The following is an 18,983-nucleotide window of genomic DNA, read 5'->3' as shown; positions in this document are numbered from 1 at the left end:
TTGTGATCAATTCACCTTAAAAAGTTAGGGTTAAATTATATAGACCACAAAATAAAAATCAACCTGGTCCCTGATCAGCGACCATACTGGCACGGCGTTTGTCGAATCCGACTGACCTGGATCAAGCCCCGGGCTACTGGCTCAGATAAATCTGGGAAGGCGCCAGCGTGCCGCCTTCGGTGATGCGCTGCCGGTACGACACAGAAGCGTCCGAGCCCCCAGGCCAGAGCTCATCGAACAGCGCCACCCAGGCTTCATGGTCATAGGCCACAGCCTCAAGACTTAACTCTAACCCTGAAACCGAGGTTGTCGCTACTGAACCGAGAGGCGACGCATGGACGCTCATCCGGATGATCAGCCCGCGGGTGTCGGCTTTCAGGTTCGCCATCCCTGCGGAGCCATTATTGAGCACGCATCGGGGGCGACCGCCTACCTCTCCGGTCCAGAGCAGTGGCTGGCAGGTATGTGAGCAGAGAATAAGGTCGGCATCCGTGCGGCGGAACCAATCGGTCAGCCGGTCGCTGCCTGACCCGCTCAGTGTGTCACGGGAAAGACCCCAGCCGGCCAGGGATTCGGGATCGCCATGCAGAACCAAAACCTTTAGGCCACCAAATATCATACTGCGCCAGCGTGCCAGACCTGACAGGCTTGCCCTCACGCCCGACCGGGTCTGGGCCACTTCCTGCAGTCGCATCATGATGCGGTTCGATCTCGCCACCACCTGGTCGTCGACAAAGTCCGGATAGGCACAGCCACAGCCGGCGCCCGGGGCAGGGTTGGCCAATTCATACTCAACATTGCCGAGCATGGCGTCGTGTCGTAGCACCCGATGGTTGATCGACTCGAACAGGTCCCCATCCGCGTTGAACCAGTTGAAGTCCCCATTGAACAGCAGCCTGACCCGCAAGCCCGCCGCCCGCTCCTGCGCCGCCATGGCCTCCACTTCGCCCAACGCGAAAGGATTACCATAGAGTCCGCCCACCACATAGATCACGTCCTCCGGCCAGTGCTCCAGCCTGTCGAGTAAAGACTCGGGCCGGTAGCGGTAATGCAGGGGGCAACTGCGGCCTTCCTCGCCGGCACCGTTGTTCATCGCGGACCTCACACCTGCCCTGCGGCAGCGGTGCGGCCGGTGAGCCGGCGTAGCACCAGAGGCAGCAGAAAGCCCGCGGAACAGATAAGGAAGCCATAGGCATTGACGCCCAGTAGGGTGCCGTAAGCCCCCGACCCGATGGCCCAGCTCTGTGGGATAAGCCCCACCGCGAGCAACAGGCCCAACCCGATGCCGGTCCAGAAACTCAGGCGGAAGCTCCAGGGCGACCACTGGGTAAACCCGTAGAAAAGGAACACCGGTGCCAGCCCCATCACCATGGTTCCTGATATGGTCGTGGCCTTGAGAATATCGGTGCCGGCGAACATGGGCAGGTTCCCAAGGATGGCAAAGGCCACCATTACCAGGGCCCCGAACCGGACACTGGGCAGCCGGTTTGCCGTGCGTCGGACCAGCTGAGGCAGGTCCACGGCAAGGGATTTCGACAGTGAGCTGAAGGTGGAATCCAGGGTTGAGCCAGCGGAGGTCATCATGACCACGCTCATGAAGAACAGCGCCGCCAGGCCCAGGGACTGACCCACTGCCGCCGGGGCGTTGCCACTGACGGCAATGTCGTTGAGCTGGGCATGAACCCCCACCAGGCTGAAGATGAACACCGCCACAAAGCCCAGCAGGCCCGCAACCACGAAGCTCTTCAGCATGGTCTTTTCGCGGTTTACGAAGCCCCGGTCGGTCAGCACCGGATCGTGGAACGGGTAGCTGAAAATTTGCAGCCCGGCCACCAGCAGGAGGTCGGCGCCGGCATCCAGCCTGAATTCACCGCTGGCAAACAGTGAGCCTGCGTCGTTGGCCGGGACGATGAGAAACAGGACGGCCCCGACAAAAAACACGAACACCACAGCCTGTATCACATCCGTGAAGATGGAGCTGCGCAGCCCCCCTTTGAGGCTGTAGGCCAGGGTAAAGGCAGTGAACACCATGGCCGCGGTGTAGTATTGCCACTGCCCGGGCAGCCCGAAGTAGCCGCCAACCACAGCGGTATTGCTCCAGACTTCATTGTAAAGCCGAATCAGGATGGCGGCGGCAAAGCTCAGGGAGGCGAGCCGGCCAAACCGTGAGGTCAGGAACTGCTGGAGACTGGTAGCGCCCGTCTGGATGCGGATCAGGTAAATGATGTAACCGGCCACAGGGATTGAAAGCCAGTAGGTGGCATAGGCAAGTCCGCCCACTACACCGTAGCTGGCGCCAAGGTTGGCGGCGTTGGTGACCGACTTGGCGAAAATCCACGAGATGAAAATGCTGGCTGTAAGTGACCACTGACCAACCGGGTTACCTTTGTCATCCGCTCCACGATAGAAAGACGCCGCATTTTTACTGCGCGGTGACAGGGCATACATAACGATGCCATAGACCACAAGGAAGCCCCAGAACAGGGTGGCTTCAGTGAATGCCATTGTGCCTTCTCCATTTCAACCGCGGCGCCACTGCCGCAAGATGCTGCGCCCCGTCGGGCGCCCCAAGTCAGCTGCCGTCGTTCACGCAGGTGCCGAGCAGCTGGCACCAAAGCGGTAGCACGAGAAACAACGATGGTGTCGCAGCATAACGCGCTCCTCCATGCTTTCCCGCAGGGTACCCCCAAGGTCATATTCCGGATCGTCATCCACCAGCGTGCAGGCGTAGACCCGAACCTGATCGTTCTTTTTCACCAGCATGCGGGTGTAGGTGCACATGAAATGGGCCCGCGCCTCTTTGGTCGGATACTTGTCCATGCAGTTTTCTGTGATCTCGGGGCTGCCATCTTCGGACCCGGGCGCGCCCAGATCGGGAAAGGCGGTGAACGCCAGGTCTTCAGGAATCCCCCAATCGCGGAAGATGGCACCAAAAGAGGCTTCTACCTCGGCCGGCACTTCATCACTGTCGGTCTGGCGGGCAATGGACACCTTGAAGCCCTGCTGGTGTAGCCAGCGGATACCTTCCAGCGCCTTGGCAAAACTGCCGTCTCCCCGGTCTTTGTCATGGCGGGCCTGATCCGGGAAGTCCAGACTCACCCGGAAGTGAATCGGGTAGGGGTTGTCGAGCAAGGGCAGGACCTGCCGCTTGCGCTTGAGCAAAGGGTCGGTGGCGTTGGTCAACACGAAACAGGGCCTGTGCTGGCTGGTATAATCCAGAATGTTGACAAAATCCCGGATTACAAAGGGCTCGCCCCCTGTAAACGAGAACTGGGCAACCCCCATGTCCAGCGCCTCGTGGATAAAGGGTTTCACATCGGAGAGCTTCATGCCGGGAATTCGCCCGTCACCGGGGTGGGACCCTTCCAGACAGAACGGGCAGGCCAGATTGCAGGCCGTACCCGTATGGATCCAGAGTTCCTGGAGCCGGTCTGCATCAATGTAGCCACGTGGCTCGCCCGCCCGGGTATGAGTCCAGCTATCGGCCGCCCTTGGAGCCACCAGTTCGACTGCAGAAATACGGCGTAATGTGGATTTACTGACCGCTTCTGAGTCTGCGCTAGCGCGGTTCGCCGCTTCAAAAACCATAATTTCTCCGTAGCTCTATCTGTTCAAAACGTGGTTCGAGGCCAAACCTGGCCCCGGGACCCGAAATCAGCCTGTCGGCACCACCGACATTCGCCAGTGTGTCCCAGCGTCAGGAGTGGCCACGCGCGGGCGACCCAGTACCGGCATCCGACTTGCCCCGACGCCAGTCATGCAGCTTTTCAAGCAAACCGAGCACGCCCTGGGGAGCATTGGCGCGCTTCCATTCACCGGCGGCGAATTTCGCGGCTTCGTTCCAGCTCGGGTATGGATGGATAGTCCCGAGAATCTTGTTAAGCCCCAGGCCGTGTTTCATCGCCAGTGTGAATTCAGCCAGAATCTCGCCGGCCTGTGGACCGGCAACAACGGCCCCCAATATCTTGTCCTTCCCGGGTCGGGTCAGGACCTTGATAAACCCTCCGGCACGACTCTCGGCGATCGCCCGGTCCAGGTCGCCCAGATCATATCGGGTCACTTCAACGTCGATATTCCGGGCTTTTGCCTCTTCTTCGCTGAGACCTACCCGGGCAACTTCCGGTGAGGTGAAAGTGATCCACGGCGTGACACGGTAATCCACGTGGAAGCGTTTGAAGCTACCGAACAGGCCGTTGACCGCTGCGTACCAGGCCTGATGTGCCGCCATATGGGTAAACTGGAAAGGTCCGGCCACATCACCACAGGCAAAGATGTTGGGGTAGACCACACTGAGGTCATCCCCGGTGGGAACGGTGCCGTTGTCATCAGGCTCGATCCCCAGCGCCGCCAGATTAAGGGTCGCGGTGTTGGCGGCACGGCCCAGGGCCACCAGCACCCGGTCAAAAGGTATACGCACCCGCTCGCCCTCATGCTCACAGTAGGCTACCCGCTCGCCCTCTTCTTCAACAAACTCTGCGGCCTTGTGGTTCAGCAGAACCTCAATGCCATCGTCCCGGAAGTGTTTGAGCACAAGCTCGGACACATCCGGGTCTTCCTTGCTCAGCAGACGGTCACCCATTTCCACCTGGGTGACCTTGCTGCCCAGCCGGGCAAACGCCTGGCTGAGTTCACTGCCGATGGGACCGCCGCCCAGCACAAGCAGCCGCTGGGGCTGGTCCTGCAATTGCCAGAGGTTTTCGGAAGTCAGCGGCGCCATATCAGACAGGCCGGGGATGGGAGGCAATGCCGGCTTGCCGCCGGTCGCAATGACAATACTGCGGGCCGAGAGGCGTTCGCGGCGGCCATCGTTGTGAACCACGTCCACCTCCCAGGGGGAAACAAAGCTGGCCTCGCCGGCAATACAGTCAACACCCAGCTTACGATAGCGCTCGGGAGAATCGTGGGGCTCTACCTCCGCAATCACCCGCTTGACCCGGTCCATTATGGTGCGGAAGGAGCCTTTCACCGGCACGGATTCGAGACCATACCGATCAGCGTTACGCATGGTGTCCGCCACCCTGGCGCTCTGGATGATCGCCTTGGAGGGCACACAGCCAGTATTGAGACAGTCGCCGCCCATTTTGTCCCGTTCGATCAGCACCACCTTGGCCTTGACCGCTGCCGCAATGTAGGCCGACACCAGTCCCGCCGACCCGCCGCCTATCACCAGCAGGTTGTAATCAAAGCTTTTGGGCTTTTCGAAGCGACTGTAAAGCCGGCGACGCTGGATCAACCCGATGACCGCCTTGGCAATCAGGGGAAAGAGACCCAGCAGGGCAAAGGACAACAGCACTTCGGCAGAAACCACATCGCCCACCGACTGGATCTGAGCCAGCTGGGTGCCCGCATTGACGTAGACGAAAGTGCCTGGAATCATGGCCAGCCAGCTCACCAGAGCATAGGTGCGAAGTTTCATGCCGGTCAGGCCCATGGCCAGGTTGATCAGAAAAAACGGAAAGATCGGCACCAGACGAAGAGTGGCCAGGTAAAAGGCCCCATCTTTCGCTACGCCTTTGTCTATTCTCGCCACTGTCTGGGCGTAACGCTTTCTGAGCGTGTCCCGCAGCAGAAACCGAGCCACCAGGAAGGCCAGCGAGGCGCCTATGGTAGAAGCCACAGAGGCCGCCAGCAGACCCGTCAGATTGCCAAAGAAGGCACCGGCCGCCAGGGTCATGATGGTGGCCCCGGGCAGTGAGAGCGCGGTTACCAGGATATAGGTGCCGATAAAGCCCGCCAGGGCGGTGACCATATTCTCCGAAATCCACTGCTCAATACCTGCCTGGTGTCGTTGCAGGTTCTCCAGAGTCAGGAGCTGGTGCCCGTCAAATCCGATAAATACGGCTACCAGGGCAGCGATTACGACAACAATGGTCAGTTTTTTGCGATTCATGATCCCGATCCGTGCTGGGTTGTATGTTTTGCTTACCTGCTGGACACCCCGATTCTCAAAAGGTTACAGATCCGGGCACTTATTTCCCATTCTTCAAAAGGGCGGCTGTTCCTGGCTGGCACCCCTGCTCCCCTGAAAAAGGTGAAATGCAGCCGCTCCGGGCATTCCTCATACGCTTCCCGGTGCAAAAGAGATGACAGCTATTTCAGGAGCCATTTTTCGGACGCTGGTCGGCTCTCAATCTGTCGCCTTGGGCATCAGGTATTCGACCTTGGTATTAGCTTCTCGGCATTCCTGACATTGTGAACTACGCTTATCCGTGATCCCTGGGTTTTTGGTTCAGAGCGCTTAGATCAAGGTGATGCGTCCTTGCTGGGCGGCGGGTATTTTCGCACTATTGTGGCGCACAATTGGCCGTAAAAATGTGTCGCAAGTACCGCCTCTGTTCTTAGGACACGAGATATCAATATAAAAATCAGGGACTTGAATGGCTTGGCTTGCACCTTGCTCAGGCAAAGTGCTGAGCACCCAACTGACATCTGGAGATTTATCATAATGAAGAAAATAATCTCGTTCGCTGCCGCGGCTACCCTTGCTGGCGGAATGCTGGCTGCCGGTTCTGCCAGCGCGGCAACCACCCTCGAAAGCGTCAAGGAAAGAGGCAACCTCAAGTGCGGCGTTACCTCCGGCCTGCCCGGCTTCTCCCAGCCAGACGACAAAGGCAACTGGACCGGAATCGACGTGGATACCTGTCGGGCTATAGCCGCCGCGATTTTTGGCGATGGCTCCAAGGTCGAGTTTACACCCCTGACAGCCAAGGAGCGCTTGACTGCGCTTCAGTCCGGCGAAATTGACGTCCTCTCCCGCAACACCACCTGGACCCTGACCCGTGACGTCTCCCTGGGCCTGAACTTTACCGGCACCAACTACTACGATGGCCAGGGTTTCCTGGTCAGGAAGGATATTGGTGTGGACGACGCCAAGCAGCTGGATGGCGCTACAGTGTGCATTCAGGCAGGCACCACGACCGAACTCAACCTGGCTGACTATTTCCGCTCCAACGATATGTCCTTCAAGCCAATTGTATTTGATACATCGGAACAGACCGTGCAGGGCTTCTCTTCTGACCGCTGTGACGTTCTGACCTCGGACCGTTCGCAACTGGCCGCCCTGCGCAGTAAGCTGGATGACCCCGATAGTGCCGTGATCCTGCCCAACATTATTTCCAAGGAGCCTCTGGGCCCGGTGGTACGTCAGGGTGACGACCAGTGGTTCAACATCGTCAAGTGGTCGCTGTTCACCCAGATCAACGCTGAAGAACTGGGCATTACGCAGGATAACGTCGACGAAATGAAGAAGTCGGAAAACCCTGAGATCCAGCGTCTGCTCGGCACCTCGGGCGACATGGGCGAGAAATTGGGCCTGTCGGCTGATTACGGGTATCGTATAGTCGAGCAAGTGGGTAACTACGGGGAAATGTACGATCGCAACGTCGGACCTGACACCCCGCTGGGTCTGGAACGCGGTCTCAACGCCCTGTGGACTGATGGCGGCATCATGTATGCCCCGCCTGTCCGCTAACACCCGATAGCGTTCCTGTCCCGGTTGGCCTTTGGCGACCGGGACGTTCCTGTTGATTTTCCCTGACACGGGATGCATTTCGGGGTACCCGATGAACGATTCCGATACGCCGCCGGCAACGGCCCAGCGACGGCCCTGGAACGACCCCAAGGTTCGTTCACTGGCATTTCAAATAATAGCGATACTCGCAGTAGGATGGGCTGGCTGGAGCCTGCTTCAGAACACCTTTGAAAACATGGAAAGCCGCGGCATCAGCACCGGGTTCGGCTTTCTTGACGAGTCCGCGGGCTTTGGCATCATCATGAGCCTGATTCCCTACGATGCCACCATGAGTTATGGCCGCACCTTCTGGGTGGGTCTACTGAACACCCTGCTGGTCTCTGCCATGGGCGTGGTCGCCGCCACCATCATCGGCTTTATTGTGGGCATAGCCCGTCTCTCCAGTAACTGGGTAGTAGCCAAGCTGGCACTCGTTTTTGTAGAAACCATACGCAACATTCCTCTGTTGCTTCAGATTTTCTTCTGGTACTTCGCGGTTCTGCGCAACCTGCCGTCGACCCGCCAGAGCGTCGACGTGGGTGGGGTATTCTTTCTCAATAACCGCGGCCTGTACCTGCCCGAACCGCTCACGGAGTCCGGCTTTGGCTGGGTTCTGGCCTCACTGGCCATTGCTGTTGCACTGGTGGTGGGCATCAAACGCTGGGCCCGGAAGCGCCAGCTGAAAACCGGCCAGCTTTTTCCCACGTTCCGGGTGAGCCTGGCAATACTGATTGCCCTGCCAGGGCTTGCCTTTCTTATCACCGGAACGCCGCTGACCTGGGAGCTGGCGGAGCTCAAGGGCTTCAACTTCGTTGGTGGCATTACCATCATTCCGGAGCTTGCCGCGTTGTGGTTCGCACTGTCGATCTATACCGCCAGCTTTATCGCCGAGATCGTCAGATCCGGCATTCTGGCGGTCAGCAAAGGCCAGACCGAAGCTGCCCAGGCCCTGGGTCTTCAACCCGGGACGATCATGAGACTTGTGGTGATACCCCAGGCGATGCGGGTGATCGTGCCGCCGCTGACAAGCCAGTACCTGAACCTGGTGAAAAACTCGTCCCTGGCAACCGCCATTGGCTACCCGGACCTGGTGGGTGTGTTCATGGGCACCACCCTGAACCAGACCGGCCAGGCCGTTGAAGTGGTGGCCATCACTATGGCCGTTTATCTGACCATCAGTCTGCTGATCTCCCTGCTGATGAATATCTATAACCGCAAAGTCGCCTTGCAGGAGCGCTAATGACTCATCCAACAGAGTTGCCTCCCAAATCGGAGCTCGGGGTCGTCGGCTGGGCCCGCAAGAATCTTTTCTCGACCTGGTATAACGCTCTTCTGACCCTTGTAGTCAGCTATCTGGTAATTTCCAGCGCCATCCCTCTGTTCAAGTGGCTTTTTCTGGAAGCCACGTTTACCGGGGAAACTGCGTCGGACTGCTCGGGAGAAGGGGCTTGCTGGCTCTTTATCAGCCAGCGCCTGAACTTCTTCATCTATGGCTTCTATCCGGATACGCTGCAGTGGCGGATAGACATCATGTTCGGGCTGCTGGCTCTGGCGTTCGTGCCCCAGTTCATCGAGCGCTTCCCAGGCCGGAAGTGGTTCGGTCTGTTCGGTGTGACCGGGCTGCCCATCATTGGCTACATCCTCATCCCCGGCGGCTGGTTCGGCCTGGAAGAAGTGCCCAGCAATAAATGGGGCGGGCTGATGCTGACACTGATCCTCGCCTATGTCGGCATCCTGGCGGCACTGCCCATCGGCACCGTGCTTGCTCTGGGTCGACGCTCTGAGATGCCTATCATTCGTGGCATCTGTGTGGTTTTCATTGAGGTCTGGCGAGCTGTTCCCCTGATCACCGTCCTGTTCATGGCATCGGTGATGCTGCCCCTGTTCCTGCCCGAAGGCGTCAGCTTTGAAAAATTGATGCGGGCGCTTATCGGTATCACGCTATGGCAGTCAGCCTACATGGCTGAAGTGGTGAGAGGCGGCCTGCAGGCGATCCCGCGGGGCCAGTATGAAGCAGCCAGCGCCCTGGGACTTGGCTACTGGCGCAAAATGGGCCTGATTGTGCTGCCCCAGGCCCTGACCCTGGTGATCCCCGGTATCGTGAATACCTTTATCTCCCTGTTTAAGGACACCACCCTGGTATTGATCATTGGCCTGTTCGACATCCTCGGGGCCGTGCAATCCACAGTGACAGACCCTGCCTGGCAGAATGTCGCCATCGAAGGCTATGTGTTCGTCGCATTCTGTTTCTGGATCTTCTGTTTCGGCATGTCCCGCTACAGCCAGAACCTGGAACGCAAGCTTGATACCGGCCACCGGACCTGACGGAAAACAATCATGACTGAGATGACCAACCAGAAAACCGCTGAACAGCCCAAAGAGCCGGTCCAGACTACCGCCACCGACAAGCCCTTTATCCGGGTCGAGGGCATGCACAAGTGGTACGGCAAGTTTCACGTCCTGAAAGACCTCAATCTGAATGTGGGCCAGGGGGAACGCATAGTCATATGCGGCCCTTCCGGTTCAGGTAAATCCACCTTCATACGCTGCATCAACCGGCTGGAGGAGCACCAGAAAGGCAAGATCATTGTCGATGACGTGGAGCTGACCGATGACCTGCGCCAGATTGATACGGTCAGGCGTGAAGTGGGCATGGTGTTCCAGCACTTCAACCTGTTTCCGCACCTGACCGTGCTGGAGAATTGCTGCCTGGCACCCATCTGGGTACGCAAAACCCCAAGGCGGGAAGCCGAGGCTACAGCGATGGAGTATCTGGAGCGGGTGCGCATACCCGAGCAGGCCCTTAAGTTTCCGGGTCAGTTATCGGGTGGTCAGCAACAGCGGGTCGCCATAGCCCGTGCCCTGTGCATGAAGCCCAAGGTGATGCTGTTTGATGAGCCAACGTCCGCCCTGGACCCGGAAATGATCAAGGAAGTGCTGGACGTCATGGTCGAGCTGGCGGAGAGCGGCATGACCATGATCTGTGTGACCCACGAAATGGGTTTTGCCAAGACCGTGGCTGACCGGGTCATTTTCATGGATGCGGGCGAAATTGTGGAAGTCGCGCCTCCCCATGAGTTTTTCGATAATCCAAAGGAAGCCCGGACCCAGCAGTTCCTGCAACAGATCCTGCACTGAGCAAGAGGACTATCCGGCAGGCCCCGGCATCTGACCGGGGCCCTGCCATTTCTATAGAGGCCGTGCTGTTAACGCAGCTCGGGGTTCAGGGTGTAGGTACCCGTCACCCGGGCAGTGTCCAGCACGTGCCCGGCCATGGCCTCGCGTACGGCGGCACCGTCAAACTCACCGGTGAGTCCCAGCGACTCCACGTCAAGGGCGTGCACCTCATAGTGGTAATGGTGAATGATCTCATCGTTCCAGGGTGGGCAGGGGCCATCGTGGCCGGCGTAAGTGCCTGCCATGTCGGGGTTGCCGGCGAGAAACTGGGTGAAGTTGTTGACCCCGCGCAGCCCCACAGGGCCCGCTTCTGCCGGTTTGCCCTTGGGAATGACGCCGTCGCTGTCAGCGCCTTCGGGGATCTGATGCACGTCTGCCGGAATGTCCACCAGCAGCCAGTGGAAAAAGTCCACCCGGGGTATGTCTTTTGACACGGTCTTGCCTTCCTGGTTGGCGTCATCTGCCACACTGGGTACGTCCGGGTCGAACATCATGACCACGAAGCTTTTGGTTTCCGGGGGCTCGTCCGACCACTCCAGTTCCGGGTTCCGGTTGGGACCAAAGCTCATGTGGTCTTCTTCGTTGTAGACACCAAACGCAAAGGTCTCTGGAATGGGCTGGTTGTCGCTGATGCCTTTGACGCGAAGTTTCACGGTAAACTCCTTTTAGAATTCAGTTCCGGTTGCTATTTGATCTGTCATGTTTGTTTTAACAGTCACCTGCGGACTCTGTCTACTACAGGGATCGGCTACGATGTTTAGGGCAGGGGTTTGCCGCAGCGGTACAATTGTTCTGCCCCGGCCATCAGGATAGGATAACAGCACCAGGTGAGCAGTCGGCCCGCCCCGTTAACAGCTTTTCCAGATCAGAGCGCCTCCGCCGGCCCCGGCTTAGGGTGGGCCGCTATCGGCCACAGTAAGTGACGAAAGCCATGACTTCCGGTTCAGACCGGAGGTCATGGCTGTCTTTACTTGCAAGGATGTAACATGACCCATCAACACCGAATTGTGGTTGTCGGCGGCGGCGCTGGCGGACTGGAACTTGCCACCAGGCTCGGGAAAAAACTGGGCAAGCGGAACAAGGCCCACATCACCCTGGTGGACGCTGTCCTGACCCATGTCTGGAAACCCCTGTTTCACGAAGTGGCGGCAGGCTCGCTGGATGCCAATTCCAATGAGATAAACTTTCGGGCCCACGCCCGCAGCCATCACTATGAATTCCAGCTGGGCCGCATGACCACGGTGGATCGGACCAGCAAGGAAGTGGTCCTGGCGCCGATACGGGACGGTGACGATGAAGTGGTGCCCGAGCGGAGGGTGCCCTACGACACCCTGGTGATTGCCGTCGGCAGTACCGCCAACGATTTCGGAACCCCGGGCGCCCAGGAACACTGCCTGTTCCTCGACAGTCTGTCCCAGGCCCGGCGTTTTCATAACCTGATGCTGAACGCGTTCCTGCGCAAGAACCACATGGCCCGGGAAAATGGCAACGGCAAACTGCACATCACCATCATCGGTGCTGGTGCCACCGGCGTGGAACTGGCTGCAGAGCTTCGGCTGGCGTCACGGGAGCTGCCGGTTTATGGCATGACCAATCTCAAGCCGACAGACATAAGTATCAGCCTGGTTGAGGCCGCCGACCGTATTCTTCCGGCCCTGCCGGAGCGATTGTCCGGAGCTGCCACCCGGGAGCTACAGAAACTCAAGGTGGAGGTGGTTACCGGTCAGCCGGTCAAAGAGGTTCTTCATGACGGTATTATATTAAGGGACGACAGCCGCCTGGATTCGGAGATGACCATCTGGGCCGCCGGCATCAAGGCCCCGGCATTTCTCTCGGAGCTCGATGGCCTCGAGACCAACCGCACTCACCAGCTGATGGTCAGGCAGACGTTGCAGACCACCGTTGACCCTGACATTTTTGCCTTTGGTGATTGTGCAGCCTGTCCCCAGCCCGGCACCGACCGGCCGGTGCCTCCCCGGGCCCAGGCCGCACACCAGCAGGCCAACACCCTTTACCATACCCTGGCCAACCGTCTCGAAGGCAAGCCTGAGGTCGAGTTCAGTTACAGGGATTATGGCTCACTGATCAACTTCAGTCGTTACACCACGGTAGGCAACCTCATGGGTAACCTGTCGGGCCGCAGCATGATGATTGAAGGCAAGGTGGCGCGGCTGTTCTACCTGTCCCTTTATCGCATGCACCAGGTGGCGTTGCATGGGGTCATCAGAACAGGGGTTATCTGGGTGATGGACCGCATCAGCCGGGCCATGCACCCGCGCCTGAAGCTGCATTGACGCAATCGGCCACCGGATTGGTCGGCATCGGCCAGGCAGCGTGCCGGTGAGGGCTGGCATACTGGATTGAAATGTCTTGCGGAGTCCGTATGAACCCGGCCCTTGCTACAAGTCCGTCACCGACCCCACTGACCGATCTGCTGGGCTTCGACCCCCACCTGATCACCCTGGCCCTGGCACCGGTCTTCATACTCGCCATGGCAGCGGAGTTCTGGCATCTGCACCGTCAAGGCTGCGCCTCCGAGTCGGCCCGTTATACTTGGGCCGACACTCTCAGCAATATGACCCTGGCCGGGCTCTACCAGGCCAGTGATGTGCTGGCGGCGCTGTTTACCATCATTGTCTACAATGCGTTTTTCGACATCAGGCTGTTCGATATTCCCTTTAACGCCTGGACCGTTGCGCTGCTCTTTGTGGTGCAGGATTTCTTCTACTACTGGTTCCACCGGGCCCACCATCGCATTCGCCTGCTCTGGTGCTCCCACGTGGTCCATCATTCCTCCCGAAAACTGAACCTGTCCACGGCCTTCCGCCAAAGCGTGACCTATCCACTGACCGGCATGTGGTTATTCTGGCTGCCTGTGGTTCTCATCGGTTTTCCTCCCGAATCGGTGATTTTTGCGGTGGCCATTAGCCTCGCCTACCAGTTTTTCATCCATACCCAGTTGGTGGGCAAGCTCGGGCGACTGGAATGGGTACTCAACACGCCTTCCCATCATCGCGCCCACCACGGCCGCAACCAGCAATACATCGACCGTAACTACGGCGGCATCCTGATCATCTGGGACCGCCTGTTTGGCACCTTCGTGGCAGAGCAGACAACACCCCGCTATGGCATTCCCGATCAGATCGACACCCACAATCCGCTGGTGCTGAGTTTTCACGAATGGAACGCCATGATCAGGGACCTGCGCAGTCCCGAGCTGACGGCGGGACAACGGCTGCAGCTCATCGCCGGGCCGCCGGAACGGGCAAGATTGTTACGGGATACCCAGAGGCAGGGGGCTGAGCAAGGTGAACGTCAGGGGAAGGGTGCCGGTTTAGTGGGACAAGCGAAGGTGGAGCGGGTGAAGGGAATCGAACCCTCGTCGTAAGCTTGGGAAGCTTCTGCTCTGCCATTGAGCTACACCCGCATGCCGGACGTGCTCACTATAGGCCCGGCCGCAGATGGCCACAAGTCTGTACCTGATTTTTTTGCTGCCAGTCCAAAACCACGCGTAGCTCAAACGAATCAAGCTGTTATCATGAAGGCTTAGGCACGCCGGAGCCCTCATGCCCACCACGATGATACTGTTAGGCGCCCTGATGCTCGTGATGAGCATCATGCTCAGTCCGCTTTCGAGCCGGCTGGGCATGCCTGTGCTGCTTATTTTTCTTATTGTGGGCATGGTGATGGGTGAAGATGGCGCCGGTGGCATCCACTTTGACAACTTCCATCTTGCCTTCCTGATCGCCAACCTGGCATTGGCTGTGATCCTGCTTGACGGCGGCATGCGCACACGCGCCGAGACCTTCCGGGTCGGCCTCAAGCCGGCAATGATGCTGGCGACCATCGGCGTTCTGATTACCGCGTTCATTGCAGGGGCCACAGCCTACTTCCTTTTTGACCTGAGCCTGCTTACCGCCTTTTTGATTGGCGCCATTATTTCTTCCACCGATGCCGCCGCCGTTTTCTCTCTTCTACAGGGCCATGGATTGCACCTGAACGAGCGGGTCAGTGCCACCCTGGAGATCGAGTCCGGCAGTAACGACCCTATGGCGATCTTCCTGACCCTGATGCTGCTGATGCTGATTCAAAGCGATGGCGCCGGCTCCATCGGCGACAGTGTCTGGATGTTGGTGAAACAGTTCGGTATCGGTGGCGTTACCGGTATCGTGGGGGGCTTGCTGATTGTCGAACTGGCTAACCGGATGCGCCTGACGCCGTCACTCTATCCGCTGCTGGTAGTGGCCGCTGGCATGATCGTGTTCGCCGGCACCAACGAGCTGGGTGGCAGCGGCTTCCTGGCCATTTACCTTGCCGGGGTTGTGGTGGGCAACCGCTCGGTCCGGATGATGCCGATGATTCTCCAGGTTCACGATGGCCTGGCCTGGCTGGCCCAGCTCTGCCTGTTCCTGATGCTGGGACTGCTGGTCAGCCCGAGCGAGCTGGTCCCCCTGGTCGGCGGTGGCCTGATACTGGCACTGGTGCTGATATTCATCGCCCGTCCTCTGGCGGTAGTGGCGACACTCTGGCCATTCGGATTCAACCGGCGGGAGCTGGCCTTTATCAGTTGGGTGGGTTTGAGAGGTGCGGTGCCCATTGTGCTCGCGATGTTCCCGGTGGTTGCCGGCCTGCCGGAAGCCCGGCAGATCTTCCACTTTGCCTTTTTCATCGTCCTGGTGTCGCTGATCGTGCAGGGCATGTCCCTGGCACCCATGGCCCGCTGGCTCAAGCTGGAGGTTCCGGCAGGCAATGAACCTTACCGCAGGCTGCCCCTGGACGTGGCCGCTGCCGGTGATCACGAGCTCATGCTGTTTCCCCTGCGCGGCGTACAATGGCACGAGCCGCGCCCTTTGGGGCAGCTCATACTGCCGGAAGATACAGCCATAGCCGGGGTGTTCCGGAATCGCGACTGTCATCCCCCCAAGCCCGACTTCAAAGTCACGTCCGGGGATGTGGTGGCAGTGTTCGCCACCCCAGCTGTGCTCACCGAGCTGGGCAAGTCACTGACCGGTCGCCACGCCCCCAAGCATCTGGCAGAACGCGCTTTTTTCGGGGACTTCGTGCTCAATGGCGACGCCTTGCTGGGGGATGTGGAACAGGTCTATGGCATTGAGTTCGATGAATTGCCACCGGACCTTTCCCTCACTGACTGCTTTGCGCGCCGCACCAAGGGGCACCCGGTTATCGGCGACCGGGTGGTCCTGGGCCCGGTCACCCTTGTGGCCCGTGCCACGGAAGCTGACAAGGTCACCAAAGTAGGCCTCAAGATGGACGACAACCATGGCAAATGATTACCCTCCGATACCCACGCACCTGGTGCTGGGCTTTCTTGGCGCCGGCAAGACGACTGCGATCCTGACTCTTCTGAAGCAAAAACCGGCGGGGGAGACCTGGGCCGTGCTGGTCAACGAGTTTGGCGAGGTTGGTATTGATGGTGCGCTGCTTCGTGCCGATGGTGTTGCGGTAAAGGAGGTGCCCGGCGGTTGCATGTGCTGTGTCTCGGGCCTGCCCATGCAGATAGGACTGAATAGCCTAATCCGTTTTAACCGGCCGGACCGACTGTTCATCGAGCCCACCGGGCTAGGCCACCCATCACAGATCATCGCGACCCTAACCGGACAATACTATTCGGACCTGCTGGAACTGTCGGCCGCTGTGTGCCTGGTGGACCCGCGACGCCTGGATGACCCCCGGACCCTTGAGAACCCCCAGTTCCAGGATCAGGTAGCCGTCGCCGATGTGCTGGTAGCGAGCAAGGCTGATCTCTGTACAGCGGACCAGCTGGCCCACTTTGACTCTTGGGCCGCACAGTGGCAGCCGCCCAAGCAGCGACTCTTTCAAAGCGCCGGCGGCGACATCGACATGAGCTGGCTGGGCGGCAAATTCGGCGAACGACCTGCCCGGTTTCCCCACAGCCACGGCCATAATCACGGTCACGACCATGACACCCGGCCCAAACCGGACCTGTCCGAACAACCCTGGCAATGTTACAGCAACAAGGGCGAGGGCTTTTACAGCCTGGGCTGGCGCGTCCACCCGGAGACTGTATTTGACGCGTTGGTTCTGCACCAACTGGCTCACCAGCCTGACTTCGAGCGACTTAAGGGGGTAATGCATACAACCGCCGGGTGGCTGTCCCTGAATGCGTCCGAGGGCGCGGTCACATTGCTTGACGCTGAGCCAGCTAAGGAGTCCCGAATGGAGATCATAGGCCGGACTCTGGACAGGCAGGCCCTCGATCAAAGCCTTCAGTCAGCCATCAGCAAGACGGCCTGATAAAAACATACTCTGTAACCGGCCTCGTCTTCGTGTGGCAGGCTTCCTGTGCTATAAACTACCCAGGAATCAGATTAACCATTGGTAAGTTATGTACTTGATCAACATTTTTCGCCCGACACTCGTTTGCCTGTCTTTCCTGATCATTGCCAGCGTCCTGATGCCCCGTATGGCCCCCGCATCAGAGCTTGAAACCCTGGCCATGCTTGAGAAACCCAGGATCAATCAGGTCCTGGTCCGAAAGCAGGAACGCCGGCTATACCTGATGGCCGATGAAATTGTGGTCCGGAGCTACCGCGTTTCACTGGGCGACAACCCGGTAGGACACAAGCTGTATGAAGGCGACAAGCGCACCCCTGAAGGCAGCTACACGCTGGACTGGCGCAACTCCGAGAGCGACTTCTACAAGTCCATCCACATTTCCTACCCCAACGATACGGACCGTTCCCAAGCCGAAGCCTGGGGGCAGGACCCCGGCGGCAGCATCATGATTCACGGGTTGCCCAATGAAGCCGGCGACCTCGCCTTTGCCTATATCGGTCTCGACTGGACCAATGGGTGCATTGCGGTCGACAATGCCGAAATGGATGAAATATGGCAATTGGTCAGTGATGGAACACCGATTAAGATCTTGCCTTAATCATATGTAGCTAAAAGAGGTTGGTCTGGTATTCTTACGTTTACGTAATTCATTAAGAAGTTTTACGTATCAGTAGTTAACATTTTCTTTCATAGTGTTTTACACTGATTGACGATCCTGGCAGCACACGCGTGCCGGACCCAGTTACACGGTGCTGGAAAGATTCGTTTCAGTATCACAGGAAGTAGAACGACCAAAAAAGGGGATTAAGAATGCGCAAGTTGATGATCGCAGGGTTTGCACTGGCAACTGTACTGACCGCTGGCTGTGCCAGTATGGATGACCAGAATGCTCAGGATGATGCCTCCGCAGCAGCCACTTCAGCAGAAGAGAAAGCCAGCACTGCCATGAGCAATGCTAACGATGCCCAGAGCCGTGCCAAGAAAGCACAGCAAACGGCTGAACAGGCTATGTCCGCTGCTAAAGCTGCACAGAAGTCTGCTGACGAAGCAAACGAGCGCGCCAAGCGTATGCTCGAGCGTTCCAGCCAGAAGTAAGGCTGCCGCTAGCAGAAAAGGCCGGTCCGTCCGGCCTTTTTTGTGCCTGAAATTCAGCTGTCTGGAGATTGACCCGGTTCATCTTCCGGTGCCGGCTTGGTCTTCTTACCGGTAAACCGTGTGAAATTCTCCATTAACTCAATGGGCAGCGGGAATACAATCGTGGACGCATTGCTTGAGCTCATATCGGCCAGGGTCTGTAGATAACGCAGCTGCATGGCGCCGGAATTGGTCGACATCACGTCAGCAGCCTCGACCAGTTTTTTCGAGGCCTGCAATTCACCTTCGGCATGGATCACCTTCGCCCGCCGTTCACGTTCTGCCTCTGCCTGCCTGGCGATGGCCCTTATCATCGTCTCGTTGAGGTCAACATGCTTGATTTCCACATTGGCAACCTTTATGCCCCATTCTTCGGTCTGGGCATCAATGATTTCCTGGATGTCCGCGTTGAGCTTGTCCCGTTCCGATAGCATTTCGTCCAGATCATGCTTACCGAGAACTGACCTGAGCGTGGTCTGGGCAAGCTGGCTGGTGGCCGACCCGAAGTCCTCCACCCTGATGATGGCCCGCTCCGGGTCCAGTACCCGGTAGTAAAGCACCGCATTCACCCGCACTGTCACGTTATCCTTGGAAATAACGTCCTGACTGGGCACGTCCAGTGTTATGACCCGCAGGTCCACTTTGGTCATCTGCTGGATGCCGGGAATAATAATGATAAGACCCGGCCCCTTGACGCCCTGGAAGCGGCCAAGGAAGAACACCACGCCACGCACATACTCCGGCAGTATCTTGATGGCCGAGGCCAGGATAAGCAGCAACAATACCGCCGGTGCTACGTAGGGAATCAGTTCAGTCATGACAGACCTCCGTTTTCCGTTTCAAT

General features: G+C 58.4%; 16 protein-coding genes and 1 tRNA gene. 10 read left to right on the top strand and 7 right to left on the bottom strand.

All coding sequences use genetic code 11. The features are described 5' to 3' along the window. Nucleotides 1–133: 133 nt before the first annotated feature. The 4 genes from G7W63_RS03510 to G7W63_RS03495 all read right to left on the bottom strand — a co-directional run bounded on the left by G7W63_RS03510 (nucleotide 134) and on the right by G7W63_RS03495 (nucleotide 5,890). Nucleotides 134–1,093, bottom strand: a complete 960-nt coding sequence (locus tag G7W63_RS03510) for a hypothetical protein (protein ID WP_166253191.1) — start codon at nucleotides 1,091–1,093, stop codon at nucleotides 134–136. Between the two features lie 8 nt (nucleotides 1,094–1,101). Further along, complete coding sequence (locus tag G7W63_RS03505; RefSeq protein ID WP_166253189.1) at nucleotides 1,102–2,505, bottom strand: sodium:solute symporter family transporter; 1,404 nt, start codon at nucleotides 2,503–2,505, stop codon at nucleotides 1,102–1,104. A gap of 81 nt (nucleotides 2,506–2,586) precedes the next feature. Continuing rightward, complete coding sequence (locus tag G7W63_RS03500) at nucleotides 2,587–3,588, bottom strand: radical SAM protein (protein ID WP_166253186.1); 1,002 nt, start codon at nucleotides 3,586–3,588, stop codon at nucleotides 2,587–2,589. Between the two features lie 109 nt (nucleotides 3,589–3,697). Beyond that, nucleotides 3,698–5,890: an FAD-dependent oxidoreductase gene (locus G7W63_RS03495; protein WP_166253183.1), complete on the bottom strand. Its 2,193-nt coding sequence runs from the start codon at nucleotides 5,888–5,890 to the stop codon at nucleotides 3,698–3,700. A gap of 555 nt (nucleotides 5,891–6,445) precedes the next feature. Here G7W63_RS03495 and G7W63_RS03490 point away from each other — a divergent pair. From G7W63_RS03490 to G7W63_RS03475, 4 genes are all read left to right on the top strand, one after another. Further along, a complete protein-coding gene (locus tag G7W63_RS03490; protein WP_166253180.1) occupies nucleotides 6,446–7,471 on the top strand; it encodes an amino acid ABC transporter substrate-binding protein in 1,026 nt (341 codons plus the stop codon). 91 nt (nucleotides 7,472–7,562) lie between these two features. Further along, entirely contained in the window at nucleotides 7,563–8,750 is a 1,188-nt protein-coding gene (locus G7W63_RS03485) for an amino acid ABC transporter permease (RefSeq protein WP_166253177.1), read from the top strand. Then, nucleotides 8,750–9,835, top strand: a complete 1,086-nt coding sequence (locus G7W63_RS03480) for an amino acid ABC transporter permease (RefSeq protein ID WP_166253174.1) — start codon at nucleotides 8,750–8,752, stop codon at nucleotides 9,833–9,835. The genes G7W63_RS03485 and G7W63_RS03480 overlap by 1 nt, the downstream gene beginning before the upstream one ends. A gap of 105 nt (nucleotides 9,836–9,940) precedes the next feature. Further along, nucleotides 9,941–10,648, top strand: a complete 708-nt coding sequence (locus G7W63_RS03475) for an amino acid ABC transporter ATP-binding protein (protein WP_207308875.1) — start codon at nucleotides 9,941–9,943, stop codon at nucleotides 10,646–10,648. A 68-nt stretch (nucleotides 10,649–10,716) separates the two neighbouring features. On the opposite strand, the gene G7W63_RS03470 is transcribed toward G7W63_RS03475, so the two are convergent. Continuing rightward, on the bottom strand, nucleotides 10,717–11,340 hold the full coding sequence (locus G7W63_RS03470; RefSeq protein ID WP_166253171.1) for a YbhB/YbcL family Raf kinase inhibitor-like protein: 624 nt from the start codon (nucleotides 11,338–11,340) through the stop codon (nucleotides 10,717–10,719). A 333-nt stretch (nucleotides 11,341–11,673) separates the two neighbouring features. Here G7W63_RS03470 and G7W63_RS03465 point away from each other — a divergent pair, with 333 nt between their 5' ends. Then, nucleotides 11,674–12,981, top strand: coding sequence for an NAD(P)/FAD-dependent oxidoreductase (locus G7W63_RS03465; protein ID WP_166253168.1), 1,308 nt, complete (start codon nucleotides 11,674–11,676; stop codon nucleotides 12,979–12,981). Between the two features lie 89 nt (nucleotides 12,982–13,070). After that, a complete protein-coding gene (locus tag G7W63_RS03460) occupies nucleotides 13,071–14,075 on the top strand; it encodes a sterol desaturase family protein (RefSeq protein ID WP_166253165.1) in 1,005 nt (334 codons plus the stop codon). On the opposite strand, the gene G7W63_RS03455 is transcribed toward G7W63_RS03460, so the two are convergent. After that, nucleotides 14,041–14,114 (bottom strand) — tRNA-Gly (locus tag G7W63_RS03455). The genes G7W63_RS03460 and G7W63_RS03455 overlap by 35 nt on opposite strands. A 139-nt stretch (nucleotides 14,115–14,253) precedes the next feature. On the opposite strand from G7W63_RS03455, the gene G7W63_RS03450 reads away from it, so the two are divergent. The 4 genes from G7W63_RS03450 (at nucleotide 14,254) to G7W63_RS03435 (ending at nucleotide 18,100) form a co-directional block, all read left to right on the top strand. Beyond that, nucleotides 14,254–15,978 (top strand): potassium/proton antiporter, encoded by a 1,725-nt coding sequence (locus G7W63_RS03450; RefSeq protein ID WP_166253162.1) that lies wholly within the window; start codon nucleotides 14,254–14,256, stop codon nucleotides 15,976–15,978. Continuing rightward, complete coding sequence (locus G7W63_RS03445; protein ID WP_166253159.1) at nucleotides 15,968–16,963, top strand: CobW family GTP-binding protein; 996 nt, start codon at nucleotides 15,968–15,970, stop codon at nucleotides 16,961–16,963. Before G7W63_RS03450 ends, G7W63_RS03445 begins: the two co-directional genes overlap by 11 nt. Nucleotides 16,964–17,132: 169 nt before the next feature. After that, nucleotides 17,133–17,603 (top strand): L,D-transpeptidase family protein, encoded by a 471-nt coding sequence (locus G7W63_RS03440; RefSeq protein ID WP_423202273.1) that lies wholly within the window; start codon nucleotides 17,133–17,135, stop codon nucleotides 17,601–17,603. Nucleotides 17,604–17,815: 212 nt separating this feature from the next. Beyond that, the gene (locus G7W63_RS03435; protein WP_166253153.1) at nucleotides 17,816–18,100 is read left to right on the top strand and encodes an Lpp/OprI family alanine-zipper lipoprotein; all 285 of its coding nucleotides are present in this window, start codon (nucleotides 17,816–17,818) and stop codon (nucleotides 18,098–18,100) included. Nucleotides 18,101–18,153: 53 nt separating this feature from the next. Here the strand turns inward: G7W63_RS03435 and G7W63_RS03430 are convergent, their stop codons facing one another. Then, on the bottom strand, nucleotides 18,154–18,957 hold the full coding sequence (locus G7W63_RS03430; RefSeq protein ID WP_207308871.1) for a slipin family protein: 804 nt from the start codon (nucleotides 18,955–18,957) through the stop codon (nucleotides 18,154–18,156). Nucleotides 18,958–18,983 lie beyond the last annotated feature (26 nt).

This window comes from Marinobacter salicampi, assembly GCF_011074795.1.
In the GTDB taxonomy this organism is placed as follows: Bacteria; Pseudomonadota; Gammaproteobacteria; order Pseudomonadales; family Oleiphilaceae; genus Marinobacter; species Marinobacter salicampi.
Note: the sequence above shows the minus strand (reverse complement) of the source record. Positions and strands in the feature narration are given on the sequence as shown.

What these genes read in the sequence shown, in the direction of transcription:
- G7W63_RS03445 (WP_166253159.1), top strand. Translation starts at nt 15,968, where the DNA reads ATGGCAAATGATTACCCTCCGATACCCACGCACCTGGTGCTGGGCTTT.
- G7W63_RS03440 (WP_423202273.1), top strand. Translation starts at nt 17,133, where the DNA reads ATGGCCCCCGCATCAGAGCTTGAAACCCTGGCCATGCTTGAGAAACCC.
- G7W63_RS03450 (WP_166253162.1), top strand. Translation starts at nt 14,254, where the DNA reads ATGCCCACCACGATGATACTGTTAGGCGCCCTGATGCTCGTGATGAGC.
- G7W63_RS03460 (WP_166253165.1), top strand. Translation starts at nt 13,071, where the DNA reads ATGAACCCGGCCCTTGCTACAAGTCCGTCACCGACCCCACTGACCGAT.
- G7W63_RS03435 (WP_166253153.1), top strand. Translation starts at nt 17,816, where the DNA reads ATGCGCAAGTTGATGATCGCAGGGTTTGCACTGGCAACTGTACTGACC.
- G7W63_RS03510 (WP_166253191.1), bottom strand. Translation starts at nt 1,093, where the DNA reads ATGAACAACGGTGCCGGCGAGGAAGGCCGCAGTTGCCCCCTGCATTAC.
- G7W63_RS03430 (WP_207308871.1), bottom strand. Translation starts at nt 18,957, where the DNA reads ATGACTGAACTGATTCCCTACGTAGCACCGGCGGTATTGTTGCTGCTT.
- G7W63_RS03465 (WP_166253168.1), top strand. Translation starts at nt 11,674, where the DNA reads ATGACCCATCAACACCGAATTGTGGTTGTCGGCGGCGGCGCTGGCGGA.
- G7W63_RS03480 (WP_166253174.1), top strand. Translation starts at nt 8,750, where the DNA reads ATGACTCATCCAACAGAGTTGCCTCCCAAATCGGAGCTCGGGGTCGTC.
- G7W63_RS03500 (WP_166253186.1), bottom strand. Translation starts at nt 3,588, where the DNA reads ATGGTTTTTGAAGCGGCGAACCGCGCTAGCGCAGACTCAGAAGCGGTC.
- G7W63_RS03490 (WP_166253180.1), top strand. Translation starts at nt 6,446, where the DNA reads ATGAAGAAAATAATCTCGTTCGCTGCCGCGGCTACCCTTGCTGGCGGA.
- G7W63_RS03495 (WP_166253183.1), bottom strand. Translation starts at nt 5,890, where the DNA reads ATGAATCGCAAAAAACTGACCATTGTTGTCGTAATCGCTGCCCTGGTA.
- G7W63_RS03475 (WP_207308875.1), top strand. Translation starts at nt 9,941, where the DNA reads ATGCACAAGTGGTACGGCAAGTTTCACGTCCTGAAAGACCTCAATCTG.
- G7W63_RS03505 (WP_166253189.1), bottom strand. Translation starts at nt 2,505, where the DNA reads ATGGCATTCACTGAAGCCACCCTGTTCTGGGGCTTCCTTGTGGTCTAT.
- G7W63_RS03485 (WP_166253177.1), top strand. Translation starts at nt 7,563, where the DNA reads ATGAACGATTCCGATACGCCGCCGGCAACGGCCCAGCGACGGCCCTGG.